This is a genomic window from Bradyrhizobium sp. B039 (assembly GCF_038965675.1).
In the GTDB taxonomy this organism is placed as follows: domain Bacteria; phylum Pseudomonadota; class Alphaproteobacteria; order Rhizobiales; family Xanthobacteraceae; genus Bradyrhizobium; species Bradyrhizobium diazoefficiens.
The window spans coordinates 6269862-6286619 of record NZ_CP152416.1; the positions used below are offsets into that span (position 1 = coordinate 6269862).

A 16758-nucleotide genomic window follows, 5' to 3' on the forward strand; every position below is an offset into this window, starting at 1 on the left:
TCGACGGCGACAACCTTCGAGCTTCATCATTGCGTCAGCTGTCCCATGATACCATTTGCTTTGACGCAAATGGTTGCGGCAACTGGAAAGCATCGGCCGTAGACGAACGGGTTGACCGCGCCGCCGGCAGTTGCGATCCAAGGTCGCGTCTCGATTCAATTGCAGGGCTGGGTACAACCCAAAATTAAGGGTCGATCGCCATCCTCCTAAATCGCGCACAGGGTTCTGTCCTCGAGTAGTTTATTGCGTGATCCCTTCGTTGCGTCGGTCAAAGCCAACGCGCTGGACAGCCGGTTCTGGAAATCCGCGATGAGCTTGAAATCCACCCTCCACGATCCGCTGGACGCTTCGGATCCGTCGGACAGCTTTTCGAGCGGATCGGCGTTCCAGTTGCTGTTGCAACAGGGGCAGTCCGGCGCGCCGCCGACCCCCGTCGTCCTTCCCGCCGAGACGTACGAAGCCCAGGCGGCAGTCAGCGCCTCCGGCCCTGGCGGTCCTGGCTCCGTGGTCGCCGAAACCTCCGGTGGGCTGACCATCAATCTCATTTTTGACGCGGCCGCGATGGCTGCGCCTGCCAGTTTCCGCGCCGGTATCGAGCAGGCGGCCGCGCTCCTGAGCTCCGCGATCTCCGACAAGATCACGTTGAACTTCAACATCGACTACAGCGGGACGGGCGGCGGCGCGGCAGCCGGTCCCGATAGCGGCCAATGGGTCAGCTATTCGACGGTGAGAGCCGATCTCATCAACAATGCCTCGCCCGGCGACACCTCATTCAACGCGTTGCCGACAGCATCGACCATCCAGGGCCAGTCGAGTGTCGCGGTCTGGAATGCACAGCTCAAGCTCTGGGGATTGGTTGGAGCCAACGACACCACGACCGACGACGGCACCGCGACCTTCGCAACCGACATCGATCCGAATCTCCTGGTGGGGGTGGCGCTGCACGAGCTGACCCATGCGATGGGCCGTGTGCCGTATGGCCCCCAGCCGGACGTTTTCGATCTCTACCGCTTCAAGAGCCCGGGCGTCAGGCTGCTCACCGACAACATCCCCGCGAGCGCCTCCTATTTTTCCCTGGATGGCGGCTATACCAAGATCGCGGACTATGGCCGGAACTCCGATCCCAGCGATTTCCTCAACAGCGGCGTGCAGGGCGGAAGCGATCCCTTCAACGAATACTACTCATACGGCACCCTGCAGCAGCTGACCGCCATCGACCTGAAACAGCTGGATGCGCTTGGATTTCACCTAGCCTCCCAAACGCCTGTCGTGATCCAGACCGACGGCACGACGAGCCTGGTGCAGGTCGGATCGGGTTATTTTCTGGACACAGTCGGCAGCAGCAGCGCCGGACCGCAATTAAAGTACAACGGCTCGGGTGTGACAGCCGGCGAGTTCGGAAATTGGACGCCCTATGGCGCGATCCAAGTAGGCAGCGGATATGACGTCGCCTGGAAGAATCCTGGCGCCAATCAGTTCACTGTTTGGAATACCGACAGCAACGGCAACCTGATCTCGTTCCTGGTCGCCGCGGTGCCCGCCAGCAACGCCACGCTGAAGTCGCTCGAGACAACATTCCAACAGGACCTCAACGGCGACGGCACCATCGGCCTTCCCGCCGCGACGATCTTGCAAACCGATGGGACGACCAATCTGATCAAGATGGGCGGTTACTTTTTTCTGAACACCGTCGGCAGCCCCAACATCGGACCGGAGCTGACTTACAACGGCTCGCCTGTTGCGGCTGGCGAGTTCGGCACTTGGGTGCCCTATGGTGCGATCCAGGTGGCTGGTGGATTTGATGTCGCCTGGAAAAATGCCGGCGCCAATCAGTACACGGTGTGGGAGACCGACAGCAACGGAAACCTGGTCGCGTTTCTCGTCAGCGCCGTGCCCGGTAGCAACGCCACGCTGGAATCGCTCGAGACGACTTTCCACCAAGACCTCAACGGCGACGGCAGCATCGGCATCATCGCCACGGTCATACAGACCGACGGGACGACCAGTCTGGCCGAGATCGGATCGAATTATTTTCTGAACACCGTCGGCAGCAGCAGCACGGGACCGGAATTAACGTATGGCGGCGCGCCTGTCACAGCCGGCGCGTTCGGCACCTGGGTGCCTTATGGCGCGATCCAGGTGAGCGGCGGCTTCGATGTCGCCTGGGAAAATCCCGGGGCCAATCAGTACACGGTGTGGCACACCGACAGCAACGGCAACCTGGTCTCGTTCCTGGTCAGCGCCGCCCCCGGCAATAACGCCACGTTAGAAGCGCTCGAGACCACCTTCCAACAGGACCTCAACGGCGACGGCACCTTTGGCATTCTCTCGACGGTGGTACAGACCGACGGCACGACCAGCCTGGTTGAGATCGGATCGAATTACTTTCTGAACACTGTCGGAAGCGGCGTCACAGGACCGGAGCTGAAGTACAACGGCTTGCCCGTGACAGCCGGCGAGTTCGGCACCTGGGTGCCCTATGGCGCAATCCAGGTGAGCGGCGGCTTCGATGTCGCCTGGAAGAATCCCGGCGCCAATCAGTACACGGTCTGGAGCACCGATGGCAGCGGCAACCTGCAGTCGTTCTTGGTTGCTGCGGTGCCCGGCAGCAACGCCGCGCTGCAGTCGCTCGAGACCATCTTCCACCAGGACCTCAACGGCGACGGCACGATCGGTATCCCTGCCGGAACGTCACCCGCCGCGGCGCAGCCGGCGCAGGCTTCGCAAACCTCGTTCGACGGCCAGACGCTGACGCTCAATACGCCGTCGGCGTTCAGTGGGCAGCTCGTAGGCTTTGGCGGCGACGGCACGCTTACGGGCTCCGACCAGGTCGATTTGCGCGGCTTCAACTTCTACACCCTGCATACTGGCTTCAACACCGCGTCGGGTACACTCTCCTTGAGCAGCGGGTCGAGCGCGGCGTCGTTGCAGTTTCTCGGGCAATATTCACAGGACAGTTTTCACTTCGCCGACGACGGCAATGGTGGAACGTTGGTCGCCGCCGCCGCGCCTGCCACGCTGGCCTCCGTCGCAAACGAAGTCTCCAACTTCGCCGCGCACGACACCTTCGTTTTCGCGCCGAATTTCGGCAACATCACCCTGCCCGGCTTCGCGCCCGCGACCGATACGCTGCAATTCAGCAAGACCGTCTTTGCCGACGTCACCGCGCTCTTGGCAGCCGCCCATGACGACGGTTCCGGCAATGCCGTCATTACCGACGCCCTCCACGACACCATCACGCTCCAGCGCGTCGCGACCGCCCAGCTCGCCGCCCATCAGAACGACTTCCATTTCGTTTAAGGCGCTGAGACCGGCAACGGACCGCCACCCCGGCCGTCTCCATCCCGTTCCGGCTGCCTTGCCATTAGACTTTGAAAAGCGCCGATGCTATGGCCTTGCTTTATCGAGGCTGCTGGTCGCACTCGTCATTCCCGGTGCAAAGGAACAAGGGCTGTCAGGCCGAGGCATCGGCGGAGGCGGCAGGGCCGATGCGACGGGGCTGAGGGCGCCGCGGCAGCTGCGTTTGGTGGAGACAAGATGCAGGCACAGGACAAGAAGCGCGTGGCGCTCATTACCGGCGTGACGGGACAGGACGGCGCCTACCTCGCCGAATATCTGCTCGGGCTCGGCTATACGGTGCATGGCATTAAGCGACGCTCGTCCTCCTTCAACACCGCCCGCGTCGATCATCTCTACCAGGACCCCCATGTCGGCAACGTGCCGTTTTTGATGCACTATGGTGACATGACGGATTCGACCAATCTGATCCGCCTGGTGCAGCAGATCCGCCCGACCGAGATCTACAATCTCGCTGCGCAAAGCCACGTCGGCGTCAGCTTCGAGAGCCCCGAATACACCGCCAATGCGGACGCGATCGGCGTGCTGCGCCTGTTGGAAGCCATCCGCATCCTCGGCATGGAGAAAGAGACCCGCTTCTACCAGGCCTCGACCTCCGAGCTTTATGGCCTGGTGCAGGAGATCCCGCAGAAGGAGACCACGCCGTTCTATCCGCGCTCGCCCTACGGCGTGGCAAAGCTCTATGGCTACTGGATCACGGTGAACTACCGCGAGGCCTATGGGATGTTTGCCAGCAACGGCATCCTGTTCAACCATGAGAGCCCGATCCGCGGCGAGACCTTTGTGACCCGCAAGATCACGCGCGGGGTCGCCCGCATCGAGATGGGGCTGGAGGAGACGCTCTATCTCGGCAATCTCGAGGCCAAGCGCGACTGGGGTCATGCGCGGGACTATGTCGAGGGCATGCACGCGATCCTGCAGGCGGATAGCCCTGACGACTTCGTGCTGTCGACCGGCGAGACGCGCTCGGTGCGAGAGTTCGTGGAGCTTGCTTTTGCCGAGGTCGGCCGCAGCGTCGAATGGCGCGGCGAAGGCGTCGAGGAGACCGGCATCGACAGGAAGACCGGCAAGACCGTGGTGCGGATCGATCCGGTCTATTTCCGCCCCACCGAGGTCGATCTTCTGATCGGCGATTCCAGCAAGGCGCGGCAGAAGCTTGGCTGGAAGCCGAAGACGAGCTTTGCTCAGCTGGTGAAGGAAATGGTGGCGGGCGATCTTAGCGAGGCCCGGCTGGAGGTCGCCAATGGCAAGCACGCCGTTTGAGCTGAAGGGCAAGACGGTCTTCGTGGCCGGCCATCGCGGGATGGTCGGCGCGGCGATTGCCCGCCGGCTGGCACAGGAGAATGTCGAAATCCTGACTGCAAGCCGGGCCGAGCTCGACCTGCGCGACCAAGTCGCGCTGTTCGAGTGGTTTGCAAAGAAAAAGCCGCAGGCGGTGTTCCTGGCGGCAGCCAAGGTCGGCGGCATCGTCGCCAACAACACGCTGCGCGCGGAGTTCCTCTACGACAACCTTGCGATTGCGACCAACGTCATCCATGCGGCGCATCTGAACCGCACCGAGAAACTGATGTTCCTCGGTTCCTCCTGCATCTATCCAAAGCTCGCGCCCCAGCCCCTGCGCGAGGACTACATGCTTACGGGTCCGCTGGAGATCACCAACGAGCCCTATGCGGTGGCAAAGATCGCCGGCATCAAGATGGCGGAAGCCTATCGCAGCCAGTATGGCTGTGATTTCATCAGCGTGATGCCAACCAACCTCTATGGCCCCGGCGACAATTACCATCCCGAATACAGTCACGTGGTGGCCGCGCTGATCCGTCGGTTCCATGAGGCGAAGCTGTCCGGAGCTGCAAACGTGGTGGTCTGGGGCACCGGTACGCCGCAGCGGGAGTTCCTGTATGTCGACGATATGGCAGATGCCTGCGTGCACCTGATGAAAGTGCATTCGTCGAGCGACATGGTCAATATTGGCACCGGCGAGGACATCTCGATTGCCGAATTCGCGAATGTCGTGGCGCGCACCGTCGGCTATACGGGCGCGATCAGCTACGACACCTCTCGTCCCGACGGCACGCCCCGCAAGCTGCTCGACGTCAGCCGCCTCGCCGCACTCGGCTGGCGCGCCCGTACTTCGCTGGAGGACGGCATTGCGCTGGCCTACCGCGCCTATCTCAGCGAGAACAAGCAGGCGACGGAGTGACCGACGGCCCTCATCCGATGACCTCAGGCGCGATCAATCGACCGTCGCGCCTCCTCTATGTCGTGATCGAGGATTGGGCCTTCCTGCTCAGCCGCCTACCGATGGCGCGCGCCGCCCGCGACGCTGGTTTCGAGGTCCATGTCGCGAGCAATGTGAACGAAGGCCGGGCCGCGATCGAGGCGGAAGGCTTTGTGCTCCACCCGATTCCCTTCAAGCGCGGCGGCCTGTCGCCGCTTGCGGCCATGCGTGCGGTGCTTGCGATCCGCAAGATCGAGAACGCGATCGATCCTGCGGTCGTGCATCACTCCGCTCTGCAATGCTGCGTGTTGGGCTCGCTTGCCGCACTCGACCGCGATTTTCCGATCGTGAATGCCATCACCGGGCTCGGCTACATCTTCACCTCGCCGAGTCTTCTAGCGCGCCTGTTGAAACAGGGCATGGTCTTGCTTTTGCCGTGGCTACTCAACCGCAGGCACAGCAACATTCTGGTGGAAAATCCTGATGACCGCGACGCACTGCTGGCACTTGGCGCGAGGCCCGAGCGGATCACGCTGATCCCGGGCTCCGGCGTCGATGCTGACAGGCTGCAGCCGCTGCCCGAGCCTGATGGCCCGATCACCATCGGCTTTGTCGGACGACTCCTGGTCGACAAGGGCATCCGCGCGCTGGTCGCGGCCCATGATATCTTGCGGACTCAGGGGCACAATATCAATCTGATTATCAGGGGCGATCCGGATCCGGCGAATCCGGCGTCCGTGTCGCCCGACGAGGTCGAATCCTGGATCAGGCGTCCCGGCGTTGCCCGGCTCGGCTATGTCGACAATATCGCCACGCTGTGGCGCACGGCGCATATCGCAGTGCTGCCCTCGCATCGCGAGGGCCTGCCGGTCGCACTGATGGAAGCGGCGGCTTGTGGCCGGCCGCTGGTTGCCACCGATGCGCCCGGCTGCCGCGAGATCTGCATCGCCAATCAGACCGGGCTATTGGTCCCAATCGAAGATCCGCCGGCGCTCGCCAGCGCTATCCTGACGCTTGCGCAGTCGCGGGAGTTGCGCGCACGCTTTGGCGCTGCCGCGCGGAAACTGGTCGAGGACAAGCTCTCGGCGCACATCATCGGCCGATCCATCGTCGAGCTCTACAACAAGCTCAGTAACGAAAAGCGCGCCGCGCTGTCGGCGGCCTTCTCTCCACCCGCACGTTGAAGTGCCGCGCAGCAAACAGCCATGAACGTGCTTACCTCGATTCGGGACGAGGTCGCCGCCATCGTCGCCCCTGCACCCAAGGCAGGGATGATCCACAGCGCGGCCAATCGGATCAATCCCAGCCGTCCGACCATTCACATACCCCTGCGACTGACCGCCACGCGGCGCGGCGAAGTCGGCGAACTAGTTACAATGCGGTTCGGCATCAACCCGCGTCGAATCGAAATCGCGACGAGAACAGGGGAACCGCGTACCTTGCGATAATGTCCGTTCCGGAGCGCGTCGCTCCCCAGACGAGCTGGTGAACGCGCCTACTTTGCCGCTCCATTCCACGATCCCCTGCCTTCTGTCACTAAGCTATTCCGGCTCTACAACAGAATCTATGGCGCCAGCATGAAAGCGAGGCTTCAAAAGACATCAGCTGGCCAACTCATTGAATTCAAGAACCGTGGTCTGCATTGAGCAGGCTTGCTGGATAACTCTCCAGCTCTATTGTCGATCCGAAATCATCCTCTTGGAGCTTTTCCAGATGCCCGTCCCGCATGCTTCACAAGCCCTGTCGCGCTTTACCGTGCTCGATCTGACCCGTGTCCGGTCCGGGCCCACCTGCGTGCGGCAGCTCGCAGACTGGGGCGCCAACGTGATCAAGATCGATGCGCTGACCGAGGATGCCGGCGGCGAGCAGCCGGGCGGACCGCGGCGGGGCTCCGACTTCCAGAATTTGCACCGCAACAAGCGGGCGATGACGCTGAACCTGAAGGACGAGCGCGGGCTCATCGTGTTCAAGCGGCTCGCCGCCAAGGCCGATGTCGTGGTCGAGAATTTCCGTCCCGACGTGAAGAAGAAGCTCGGCATCGACTATGACAGCCTCACCGCGATCAACCCGCGCATCGTCTATGGCAGCATTTCCGGCTTCGGCCAGGACGGCCCCTATCACAAGCGGCCAGGCTTCGATCAGATCGCGCAGGGCATGGGCGGGCTGATGTCGATCACCGGCGCGCCGGGTGAAGGCCCGATGCGGGTCGGCATTCCCGTCGCCGACCTCACCGCTGGCCTGTTCTGCGCCATGGGCATCCTGACCGCGCTGCTCGAACGCGAGGTCTCGGGCAAGGGCCAATGGGTGCAGACCTCGCTGCTCCAGGCCCAGATCTTCATGCTCGACTTCCAGGCCGCGCGCTGGCTGATGGAGAAAGAGGTCGCCAGGCAGGCCGGCAACAACCACCCGACCAGCATCCCGACCGGCGTGTTCAAGACCTCGGACGGCTACATCAACATCGCCACCACCGGCGGGCGGATCTGGGAGCGCTGCGCGCAGGCGATCGGCGCGCCGGAGCTCTACAGCCATCCGGACTATGCGACCGCGCCGGCCCGCTCGAAGAACCGCGACGCGCTCAACGCCGAGATCGAGAAGCGCACCGTGACGAAGTCGACCGAGACGTGGGTCCAGGAGTTCAACGACGCTGGTGTGCCCTGCGGGCCGATCTACGCCATCGACCAGATGTTCGAGGACGCGCAGGTCAGGCATCTCGGCATCGCGCAGGATGTGCCGAGCGACGAGGACCGCCACATCCGCCTGGTCGGCCAGCCCGTGACGCTGTCGCGCACGCCGAGTAAGATGGTGGCGCGGCCACCGGAGTTCGGCGAGCAGACGGAAGAGGTGCTGGCCGAGTTCGGTTTCGGTAAGGAGGAGATCGCGGAGCTCAGGCAGCGCAAGGTGGTGTAAGCGAACGCCGAGGCGCCCGGACTTCGAACCATGAAAAAAGCCCCGGAAAACCGGGGCTTTTCCATCCGTAACTGCCTGCCGATCAGTACTTGGCTCAGTACTTGGCGACGACCGGGCCCGCCGTGAACTGGTAGTTGAAGCCAGCACGGAGGATATGGTCGCGGAATTTGACGTCGATGTCATTCCCTGTCCCGGCGAAGTAGGTCTTGGTGCCGAGATCGATGTAGAGATATTCTAGCTTCGCCGACCAGTTGGGTGCGAACTTCTTTTCCAGGCCTGCGCCGAGCGTCCAGCCCACCCGGGTCCGGCTTTCCGACACTGTCGCGCCGGTGGCCGATATGGGCGCGCCGACGGGGTCGTTGCCATCGAACGCCTGAAGCGTAAGCGTCGGCGTGCTCGAGAACTTGACCTCGCCGACCGCCAGACCGCCGGTGGCATAGAGCAGCAAGCTCGGATCAACGAGGAAGCCGCCTCGTCCACGGAAGGTTGCGAACCAGGGAAAATCGGTGCTGGTCGCCGTGGACGCCGTGACACCAAACCTGCCGATTCGGATCGTGCCTAGCACGTCGTTCGATCGCCCGCGTTCGCCGGTGCCTTGAATGTCGGCCTCGACGCCGACGACCCATTTCCGGTCCAGCTGCCAATTGTAGCCAACTTGGCCGCCGCCGAGGCCGCCATCCACGTTCTGCTTGGCCGTGCCGATGGATCCCGCGGGAAAGGGCGCGCCGATCACAGCCGTCGCGGTTGTCCTGCCCCAGCTATAGCCGCCGTTCAAACCCGCATAAAATCCCGTCCAGTTATAACCGGGATCGACGATCGGCGGCGCCTTCACATAGGGCCTCGCCGCCAGATCGGCGGCCATCGCGTTCGTCCCAACCAGCGAGGCCGCTGCCGCAATTCCCATCACAATCCGCTTCATAACTTCGCCCCTGCCACAAAAACCAAAATCTGGATGGGACCATACGCCTTCGGTTCCAGCGCGGCTGTCGCGCGGCGGCAACATTTGGAAACAATCGGATGGCGCCAGGACTTGGACTGCGACGTCATCGACAAACTAAGCTTTTGATCTACTTATAGTTTAAGAGCGAATTTACCGTGATGCGGTTTTCGCCCGTTGCGTCCATCCGAAGTGGCCCAGCAGGCCATCGATCAGCGGCCAGAACAGAAGCAGAATCGCCAGCGTGGTAATCGACCCGACCAGCCCGTTCGCCCAGAACACTCTGAGGTCGCCGCCGGAGCCGATCATCGACAGGCGGAATGCGTCCTCGGCACGGTTGCCGAGGACGAGGGCGAGCGTAAACGGCGCCAGCGGAATTCCGATCTTCTTGAAGACGTAGCCAACGACGCCGAAGCCCAGCATCAGCCAGATGTCGAACATCGCGTTCTGGATCGCATAGGCGCCGATCGCGCAGGATACCACGATCATCGGCGCCACCGCCGCAAAGGGCACGCGCAGGATCGATGCGAAGATCGGCACCGTCGTTAGCACCAGCACGAGGCCGACGACGTTGCCGAGATACATCGAAGCGATCAAGCCCCAGACGAAATCCTTGTGCTCGACGAACAGCAGCGGCCCCGGATTGAGCCCCCATACCATCAACCCGCCGAGCAGGATCGCGGCTGTGCCGGAGCCGGGAATGCCGAGCGCCAGCATCGGCAGCAGCGCCGCGGTGCCGGAGGCGTGCGCCGCCGTTTCCGGCGCAAACACGCCCTCGATGCGACCCTTGCCAAAACTCTCCGGATCCTTGGAAAAGCGCTTGGCGAGATTGTAGCCCATGAAGGAGGCCGCGATCGCCCCGCCCGGGGTGATGCCGAGCCAGCAGCCGATGAAGGAGGAGCGCAGCAACGTCACCCAGTATTTCGGCAGGTCCTTCCAGACACCGAGCACGACGCGCAGCGAGATGCTTGCCGCGTGGCCGCGCAGTGCCAGCCGCTCCTCCATCGTCAGCAGGATCTCGCTGATTCCGAACAGGCCGATGACGGCGACGAGGAAGTTGATACCGCGCAAGAGCTCGGCCGAGCCGAAAGTCATGCGCAGATTGCCCGACACCGTGTCCATACCGATGCCGGCGAGCAGCAGCCCCAGCGACATCGAGATGACCGTCTTGTGCTTGGCCTCGCGCCCCAGGCCAACGAAGGAGCAGAAGGTGAGCAGATACACCGCGAAGAACTCGGGCGGGCCGAACTTCAACGCAAAGGACGAGATCATCGGCGCGAGGAAGGTGATCAGGAGCACTGCGACCAGCGAGCCGATGAAGGAGGACGTGAACGCCGCGGTCAGCGCCTCCGCCGCCCTGCCCTGCTGCGCCATCGGATAGCCGTCGAAGGTGGTCGCGACCGACCAGGCCTCGCCCGGGATGTTGAACAGGATCGAGGTGATCGCGCCGCCGAACAGCGCGCCCCAGTAGATACAGGACAGCATCACGATGGCGGAGGTCGGGTCCATCGTGAAGGTCAGCGGCAACAGGATCGCAACGCCGTTGGGGCCGCCGAGGCCCGGCAGCACGCCGACGAAGATGCCGAGCACCAGCCCGACCATCATCAGCACGAGCGTCTTCCACGTCAGCAGGACGGCGAAGCCGTGAAGCAGGAGACCGAGAGCTTCCATCGCGGGTCCGTCCTAGTGGCCGAAGGCCGCTTCGAGCGGCCCCTTCGGCATGATGACGTCGAAGGCGATGTCGAAGGTGACGAACATGATCGCCGTGAACAGGAAGGCGGTGAGCAGCGACTTCCACAGCGCGATCTTGCCGACGAGGCGCATGAAGGCCGCAATCAGCAAGAAGCTCGCGACATAGAGGCCGAGGAACTGCGTCACCAGACAGAACAGCAGCGTCGGCACGAACACCGCCATCACGCGGCGGGCCTGCGCGCGCGTGACGAAGCTTCCGGACGCCGCGCGGCGCGCGACGAGCGCCGCGATCAGGCCGTAGAGGCTGCCGCCGCCGAGGATGACGGAGAGATAGAACGGGAAATAGCCGGGCTCGGGCCCGGTTGCGTCCCAGGAAGCCCCGGTGCGCCAATTGTCGTAGCCGAGCGTGATGGCCAGCGCGAGCAGCAGGAGGCAGACAAGGATTTCGATCGTGCCTGAGCTGACGATGGAGGGCGAGTCCTCTTCAGGCGCGGTCGGATCGTCGACGACGATTTCTATATCGGTTTGGGACATGTGCTGCTTTGCAAAGCCGGAATGATGTCACCTCGCCCCCGCTTGCGGGGAGAGGCAGAGGTCGCATCCGCGGCCGTTTTCTAGGACGCCGAAGCAAAGCCTCGGCTATGGCGAAGCGCCGGGTGAGGGGGACTCTCGGCAGGGACGGGGAAAGCTGGACTGGCCGAGACCGCCCTCACCCCTGCCCTCCCCCGTAAGAACGGGGAGAGGGAAAAGAGAGACGGCTACTTCGCGACGAATCCGGCTTCCGTCATCAGCGCCTTGTTGATGGCATCGTCCTCCTCGAGGAATTGCACCATGTCGTTGCCGGTGAGGAAGATCGGCTTCAACGCCTGTTTCTCCATGTAGTCCTTGTACTCGGCGGTCTGCGTCACCTTGTGGAACAGCTCGACATAGAAGGCCTGCTGCTCGGCCGTGACCTTGCCGGGCAGGAACATCGCGCGCAGCATCAGATACTGGACGTCGACGCCCTCCTCCTTGCAGGTCGGGATGTCGGCCCAGGACTGCGTGTCCGTCACCTTGCTGGTGTAGGAGATGCGCTCCTTGTCGAACACGCAGAGCGGACGCACCTGGCCGGCGCGCCAGACTTCGAGGTTTTCGCTGGGGTTGTTGACGTTGGCCTCGGTATGGTTGCCAACGAGCTGGGTCGCGGCCTCGCCGCCGGACTTGTAGGGCAGATAGGAGAATTTCGCGCCGGTCTTCTGCTCCAGGAACACGGTCAGCACGTGATCCTCGCGCTTGGAGCCGGTGCCGCCCATCTTGAACGGCGAGCTCGCCGCCTTCGCGGCCTCGACGAATTCCTTCACCGTCTTGGGACCGGCGCTGTTGTCCCACAGCACGAACTGGTCGAGCGCGATCACCGAAACCGGGGTCAGCTCACGCCAGTTGAACGGGATCTTCGCCGACAGCGGCAGCATGTAGATCAGCGAATAGGCGATCAGCACCTTGTTGGGGTCGCCCTCGCTGGACTTCATGTACATCAGCGCTTCCGCGCCCGAGGCGCCGCCCTTGAGCGAGACGACCATCGGCTGCTTCATCAGATTGTTCTTCTGGATCGCGGCCTGCATCATTCGCGCCATCTGATCGGAAGCACCGCCCGCACCGGCCGCCACCACGATCTCGACCGGTTTGGTCGGTTCCCAGCCGGCAAAAGCCGGCGTGCCACAAAGCGCGGCCGCCAGCACGATCGTGGCCTTCATTCCATGTCCCACGTGCGTCTTCCCTAATTTCTTGTTCGGATTGGAAATTCAAAGATGAATTCAGCGCCCATTGTGCTGGCGAATTCGGCTGGATTCAAGCCACGCGGCGCAACATTGCTTATGACTTTGGGATGAGAACAACTTATTCAAAAATTGAGTAGAATAAGTCAATTACTACATTGAGCAGCAAGCGCGCGGTCCATGAGTGTCGTTGTGCCGGCAACAGAAACTCAGATGTTGATGAGGTCTGAGCAAGACCTGCGACCGCCCCCCTGATCCACGGAGTGTCGACGTCCGGAGGGGCTAGGGAGACGGTCGCTATGGGCGCGCGTGCGAAGGATTAAGGCCCAGTTGCGAATAAATGATGACAAGTATCGGAGCCTATGCCGCCCGTTCGATCGAATTCAAGACGACGGCTTGACGAAAGAAAGAACGATGCGATACCCGCGCCCCGCGCTGGACTCGGCAGCACCGCGGTTCGCCGACAGCCTTATCGCAGATCGGTTACCCCCCGAAGTGTCGGTTCAAACGGATTTGTCGAAGACAATAGTTGGTAGAAATATGCCGCAGCTTCTCTACATTAACGAGAGATTTGGCCACGACGCGACAATTGTCTTAGACAGCGGAGACGCCTGTTGGATCTCTGTTGGTAAAAAGGGAGTCCTAATACGGTCTCACAAGCATAGCTTTTGGGGCGGATTGCTGGGAGGCCTTTTTGGTCCGAAGCTCTATGAGGAGCGGGATGTCTACCAAGCGCTACGGGTTGCGCAAGCTCTCACGGCAACGTATCCGCCGGTTCCACAAATTGGGTGCAAGGACGTGATATTGAAAGCTTTCTGTACAGCAGTTTGGCACTGCTCTTCACCCGCACGAGTTAAGGTCGCATTAGAAGAGCCGGCGCGGCCCGAGGAGTAACGTTGCTGTCCGTCAGCTCCGCTTCGTAAGGCCAATTTTGGTTCCGTGCCCCGAAACGTCCTACAGCCGAACAGCTCCCCGCATCAGCTTGTATACGTCTGTGCAATTTCGTGCTTGCGATTGTCTGGCCCAACCACACTCCTGAAATATGGGTGCAAGGGAGAGTGTTAGCTCGGATCGCAACCCCGAGCGGAGGAAAACGCGGTGGAGAGTGCAGTGGGGAGTGCCCGCCCGTGCCGCTGGCGGCATGGCAAGAGCAGCTGCGCTATCAGATGACGAGCGGAGGGAGATTGCTCGCAAGGCCGTTAAAGCCCGTTGGGCGAGACATTTGCCGCAGGCGACGCATGAAGGCGACATTCGATTTGGAGACACGAGATTGAGGCTGCCGTTCTGACTGAACGATGGGCAGCGAGTGATCACGTACAGTGGCTTCATGATGGGCCTAGGTCGCCTCTCCAAAGGACGTCAGCATCACCGGGGCGGCGTCAAACTGCCTTCTCTTTTGACATTGCAGAACCTAGAACCCTTCATCGGCGAAGACTTTGCTGTGATCGCTAAGCAGATTGAATTCCGCACTAAGCAAGGCGCTAAGGCGCTCGGCTACTCAGCGAACTTGCTTCCGGAGGTCTGTGATGTCTTTGCGCGCGCCCAACGCGCCGGAGTCCTAAACGCCACCCAGCGCTACATCGCTGACCGCGTACGAATTATCTCAGAGCATCTCCAAGGCTCTGGTACGATACGCCTCATTGATAAAGCTACGGGTTATCAAAAAGTTCGTGAGAAATAGGCGCAGTAAAGGGCCTGAACGCCAATCCGCCCAGGAACTCCCGGACGGGAACAGCGGGCTTCGATAGTTGCAGTATCAATCTGGTTTTTACTTACCCTTCCAGACCGGCGTCCGCTTGTTGAGGAAGGCGTCCATGCCTTCGCGGAAATCTTCGCTCATATAGGCCTTGAGGATCAGATCCTCGCCTTCCTCGCGCGACAGCGTGCGGCGGATGCGGCGGACCGCCTCCTTGGTCGCCTCGAGCGTCAGCGGCGCGTGGCTCGCGACGAGCTTTGCGGTCTCGTCGGCGCGACGCTGAAGCGTCTCGACGTCGGGCACGACCTCGTTGAGCAGGCCGAGGGCGAGCGCTTCCGGCGCCTCGACCAGCCGCGCCTTGAAGATCAGATCCTTGGTGCGGGCGGGTCCCACCAGCGCGACGACGCGGCTGATGTTGGACATCGACAGGCAGTTGCCGAGCGTACGCGCGATCGGAAAGCCCATTCGCGTCGTCTCAGTCCCGATGCGGAGGTCGCAGCAGGCCGCAATGCCGGCACCGCCGCCGGTGCAGGCGCCGGCGATCGCCGCGATCACGGGCACCCGGCACTGCTCGAGCGTGCCGAGCACGCGGTCGATGCGGGCCTCGTAATCGAGTGCATCCTGCGCGGTCTGGAACGCACGAAACTGAGAAATGTCGGTGCCGGAGGCGAACGCCTTGTCGCCGGCGCCGGTCAGGATCAGCGCCTTGATCGAGCGGTCGGCGCTGATCTCCAGGCAGATCTCCGCCATGCGGTCATACATGGCAAAGGTCATTGCGTTGCGCGCCTGGGGGCGGTTGAAGGTGATCCGCGCGATGCCGTCCTGGACGGAGTAGAGCAGGTCTTCGTTGGTCGTCGTCGGTGCGTTCATCGCGCGCTCACTTTCTGGGTTAGTTCAGGCCACCTGCGCCTTTAAGCTACTTGGGCCTTGGCCATCGGCACCACATCGCGTCCCTTCAGGACGTCCATGGCCGCCAGCACGCCGCCGCTCCGGTGCGGAATCTTTGCAAGATCCAGGCCCATCTCGACGCCGGCGAGCGTGCCCATCAGCATCAGATCGTTGAAATGGCCGATATGGCCGATGCGGAACACCTTGCCCTTGACCTTGTTCAGGCCGGTGCCGAGCGACATGTCGAAGTTTTCCAGCACCACCTTGCGGAAGGCGTCGGCGTCGTGTCCATCCGGCACGCGCACGCCGGTCAGCGCAGGGGAATGCGCGGCAGGATCGGCGCATTGCGTCTCCAGGCCCCAGACCTTGACCGCGGCGCGGGTCGCCGCGCTGTGGCGCTTGTGGCGGGTCCAGACGTTCTCCAGCCCTTCCTCTTCCAGCATCTTGACCGCTTCGCGCAGGCCGTAGAGCAGATTGGTCGCGGGCGTATAGGGGAAGGTGCCGAGCTTGTTGAAGCTGATGACCTCCTGCCAGTCCCAATAGGAGCGCATGCCCGGGTTGGCCTTGGCGACAGCGAGCGCCTTCTCCGAGACGGCGTTGAAGCCGAGGCCGGGCGGCAGCATCAGACCCTTCTGTGAGCCTGCGACCGAGACGTCGATACCCCAGGCGTCGTGCTCGTATTCCATCGAGCCGAGGCCGGAGATGGTGTCGACCATCAGCAGCGCCGGATGCTTGACGCGATCGAGCAGCTTGCGCACCTCCAGCGGCGGCGTCACGCAGCCGGTCGAGGTCTCGTTGTGCACGACGCAGACCGCCTTGATCGTGTGCTGCTTGTCGGCGGCAAGGCGCTGCTCGATCTCGGCGAGATCGGCACCATGGCGCCAGTCGCTCGGGATGAAGTCGACGTCGAGCTTGAACTTGTCGGCGATGCCGCGCCACAGCACGGCGAACTGGCCGGTCTCGCACATCAGGACCTTGTCGCCGGGCGAAAACACGTTGACCATCGCCGCTTCCCAGGCGCCGGTGCCGGACGAGGGGAAGATGATCACGGGCTGCTTGGTGCGGAACACGCGCTGCATCGCGGCAAGCACGCCGAAGCCGAGCTCGGCGAACTCCGGACCGCGATGGTCCAGCGTCGGCATGTCCATCGCCCGCAGCACGCGGTCGGGCACGTTGGTCGGTCCTGGAATCTGTAGGAAATGCCTTCCAGTATGCACGGTCATCGGCGTCCTTCCCGGTCTTGCCTTGATTTTGATGGCCGCCGAATAGCACCATTTGACCGGCTTGTCCCCTCTCCTTAAGGCTCCTC

General features: G+C 62.5%; 13 protein-coding genes. 7 read left to right on the plus strand and 6 right to left on the minus strand.

Translation table 11 applies throughout. The annotated features are described in order from the left end of the window. Positions 1-309: 309 nt before the first annotated feature. The 6 genes from AAFG50_RS29845 (at position 310) to AAFG50_RS29870 (ending at position 8482) form a co-directional block, all read left to right on the plus strand. Positions 310-3300: an NF038122 family metalloprotease gene (locus AAFG50_RS29845; protein WP_080668134.1), complete on the plus strand. Its 2991-nt coding sequence runs from the start codon at positions 310-312 to the stop codon at positions 3298-3300. Positions 3301-3537: 237 nt separating this feature from the next. Continuing rightward, the gene (gene gmd, locus AAFG50_RS29850; RefSeq protein WP_028173166.1) at positions 3538-4620 is read left to right on the plus strand and encodes a GDP-mannose 4,6-dehydratase; all 1083 of its coding nucleotides are present in this window, start codon (positions 3538-3540) and stop codon (positions 4618-4620) included. After that, positions 4601-5557: a GDP-L-fucose synthase gene (locus AAFG50_RS29855; protein ID WP_028173165.1), complete on the plus strand. Its 957-nt coding sequence runs from the start codon at positions 4601-4603 to the stop codon at positions 5555-5557. The genes gmd and AAFG50_RS29855 overlap by 20 nt, the downstream gene beginning before the upstream one ends. 17 nt (positions 5558-5574) lie before the next feature. Next, complete coding sequence (locus AAFG50_RS29860) at positions 5575-6759, plus strand: glycosyltransferase family 4 protein (protein ID WP_049832482.1); 1185 nt, start codon at positions 5575-5577, stop codon at positions 6757-6759. 21 nt (positions 6760-6780) lie between these two features. Next, positions 6781-7023 carry a hypothetical protein gene (locus tag AAFG50_RS29865; RefSeq protein ID WP_131234206.1) on the plus strand — a complete coding sequence of 81 codons (243 nt, stop codon included), beginning with the start codon at positions 6781-6783 and terminating at the stop codon, positions 7021-7023. Between the two features lie 265 nt (positions 7024-7288). Next, positions 7289-8482 (plus strand): CoA transferase, encoded by a 1194-nt coding sequence (locus tag AAFG50_RS29870; RefSeq protein ID WP_028173164.1) that lies wholly within the window; start codon positions 7289-7291, stop codon positions 8480-8482. A gap of 94 nt (positions 8483-8576) precedes the next feature. On the opposite strand, the gene AAFG50_RS29875 is transcribed toward AAFG50_RS29870, so the two are convergent. The 4 genes from AAFG50_RS29875 to AAFG50_RS29890 all read right to left on the minus strand — a co-directional run bounded on the left by AAFG50_RS29875 (position 8577) and on the right by AAFG50_RS29890 (position 12844). Then, a complete protein-coding gene (locus AAFG50_RS29875; RefSeq protein ID WP_231166545.1) occupies positions 8577-9344 on the minus strand; it encodes an outer membrane beta-barrel protein in 768 nt (255 codons plus the stop codon). 228 nt (positions 9345-9572) lie between these two features. After that, positions 9573-11090 (minus strand): tripartite tricarboxylate transporter permease, encoded by a 1518-nt coding sequence (locus AAFG50_RS29880; RefSeq protein ID WP_028173162.1) that lies wholly within the window; start codon positions 11088-11090, stop codon positions 9573-9575. Positions 11091-11102: 12 nt separating this feature from the next. After that, positions 11103-11645, minus strand: a complete 543-nt coding sequence (locus AAFG50_RS29885) for a tripartite tricarboxylate transporter TctB family protein (protein WP_028173161.1) — start codon at positions 11643-11645, stop codon at positions 11103-11105. 224 nt (positions 11646-11869) lie between these two features. Continuing rightward, positions 11870-12844, minus strand: coding sequence for a tripartite tricarboxylate transporter substrate-binding protein (locus tag AAFG50_RS29890; RefSeq protein ID WP_028173160.1), 975 nt, complete (start codon positions 12842-12844; stop codon positions 11870-11872). Between the two features lie 1327 nt (positions 12845-14171). Here AAFG50_RS29890 and AAFG50_RS29895 point away from each other — a divergent pair. Continuing rightward, positions 14172-14546, plus strand: a complete 375-nt coding sequence (locus AAFG50_RS29895) for a hypothetical protein (protein WP_049832463.1) — start codon at positions 14172-14174, stop codon at positions 14544-14546. Positions 14547-14633: 87 nt separating this feature from the next. On the opposite strand, the gene AAFG50_RS29900 is transcribed toward AAFG50_RS29895, so the two are convergent. Together AAFG50_RS29900 and AAFG50_RS29905 are read right to left on the minus strand one after the other, a co-directional pair. Then, entirely contained in the window at positions 14634-15431 is a 798-nt protein-coding gene (locus AAFG50_RS29900) for an enoyl-CoA hydratase/isomerase family protein (protein WP_342714022.1), read from the minus strand. Between the two features lie 41 nt (positions 15432-15472). After that, entirely contained in the window at positions 15473-16672 is a 1200-nt protein-coding gene (locus AAFG50_RS29905) for an aminotransferase class V-fold PLP-dependent enzyme (RefSeq protein WP_028173158.1), read from the minus strand. Positions 16673-16758 lie beyond the last annotated feature (86 nt).

Excerpts from the sequence above, each read along its gene's own strand:
- gmd (WP_028173166.1), top strand. The coding sequence starts at position 3,538 with ATGCAGGCACAGGACAAGAAGCGCGTGGCGCTCATTACCGGCGTGACG.
- AAFG50_RS29875 (WP_231166545.1), bottom strand. The coding sequence starts at position 9,344 with ATGGCCGCCGATCTGGCGGCGAGGCCCTATGTGAAGGCGCCGCCGATC.
- AAFG50_RS29885 (WP_028173161.1), bottom strand. The coding sequence starts at position 11,645 with ATGTCCCAAACCGATATAGAAATCGTCGTCGACGATCCGACCGCGCCT.
- AAFG50_RS29900 (WP_342714022.1), bottom strand. The coding sequence starts at position 15,431 with ATGAACGCACCGACGACGACCAACGAAGACCTGCTCTACTCCGTCCAG.
- AAFG50_RS29905 (WP_028173158.1), bottom strand. The coding sequence starts at position 16,672 with ATGACCGTGCATACTGGAAGGCATTTCCTACAGATTCCAGGACCGACC.
- AAFG50_RS29865 (WP_131234206.1), top strand. The coding sequence starts at position 6,781 with ATGAACGTGCTTACCTCGATTCGGGACGAGGTCGCCGCCATCGTCGCC.
- AAFG50_RS29880 (WP_028173162.1), bottom strand. The coding sequence starts at position 11,090 with ATGGAAGCTCTCGGTCTCCTGCTTCACGGCTTCGCCGTCCTGCTGACG.
- AAFG50_RS29845 (WP_080668134.1), top strand. The coding sequence starts at position 310 with ATGAGCTTGAAATCCACCCTCCACGATCCGCTGGACGCTTCGGATCCG.
- AAFG50_RS29890 (WP_028173160.1), bottom strand. The coding sequence starts at position 12,844 with ATGAAGGCCACGATCGTGCTGGCGGCCGCGCTTTGTGGCACGCCGGCT.
- AAFG50_RS29870 (WP_028173164.1), top strand. The coding sequence starts at position 7,289 with ATGCCCGTCCCGCATGCTTCACAAGCCCTGTCGCGCTTTACCGTGCTC.
- AAFG50_RS29855 (WP_028173165.1), top strand. The coding sequence starts at position 4,601 with ATGGCAAGCACGCCGTTTGAGCTGAAGGGCAAGACGGTCTTCGTGGCC.
- AAFG50_RS29860 (WP_049832482.1), top strand. The coding sequence starts at position 5,575 with ATGACCTCAGGCGCGATCAATCGACCGTCGCGCCTCCTCTATGTCGTG.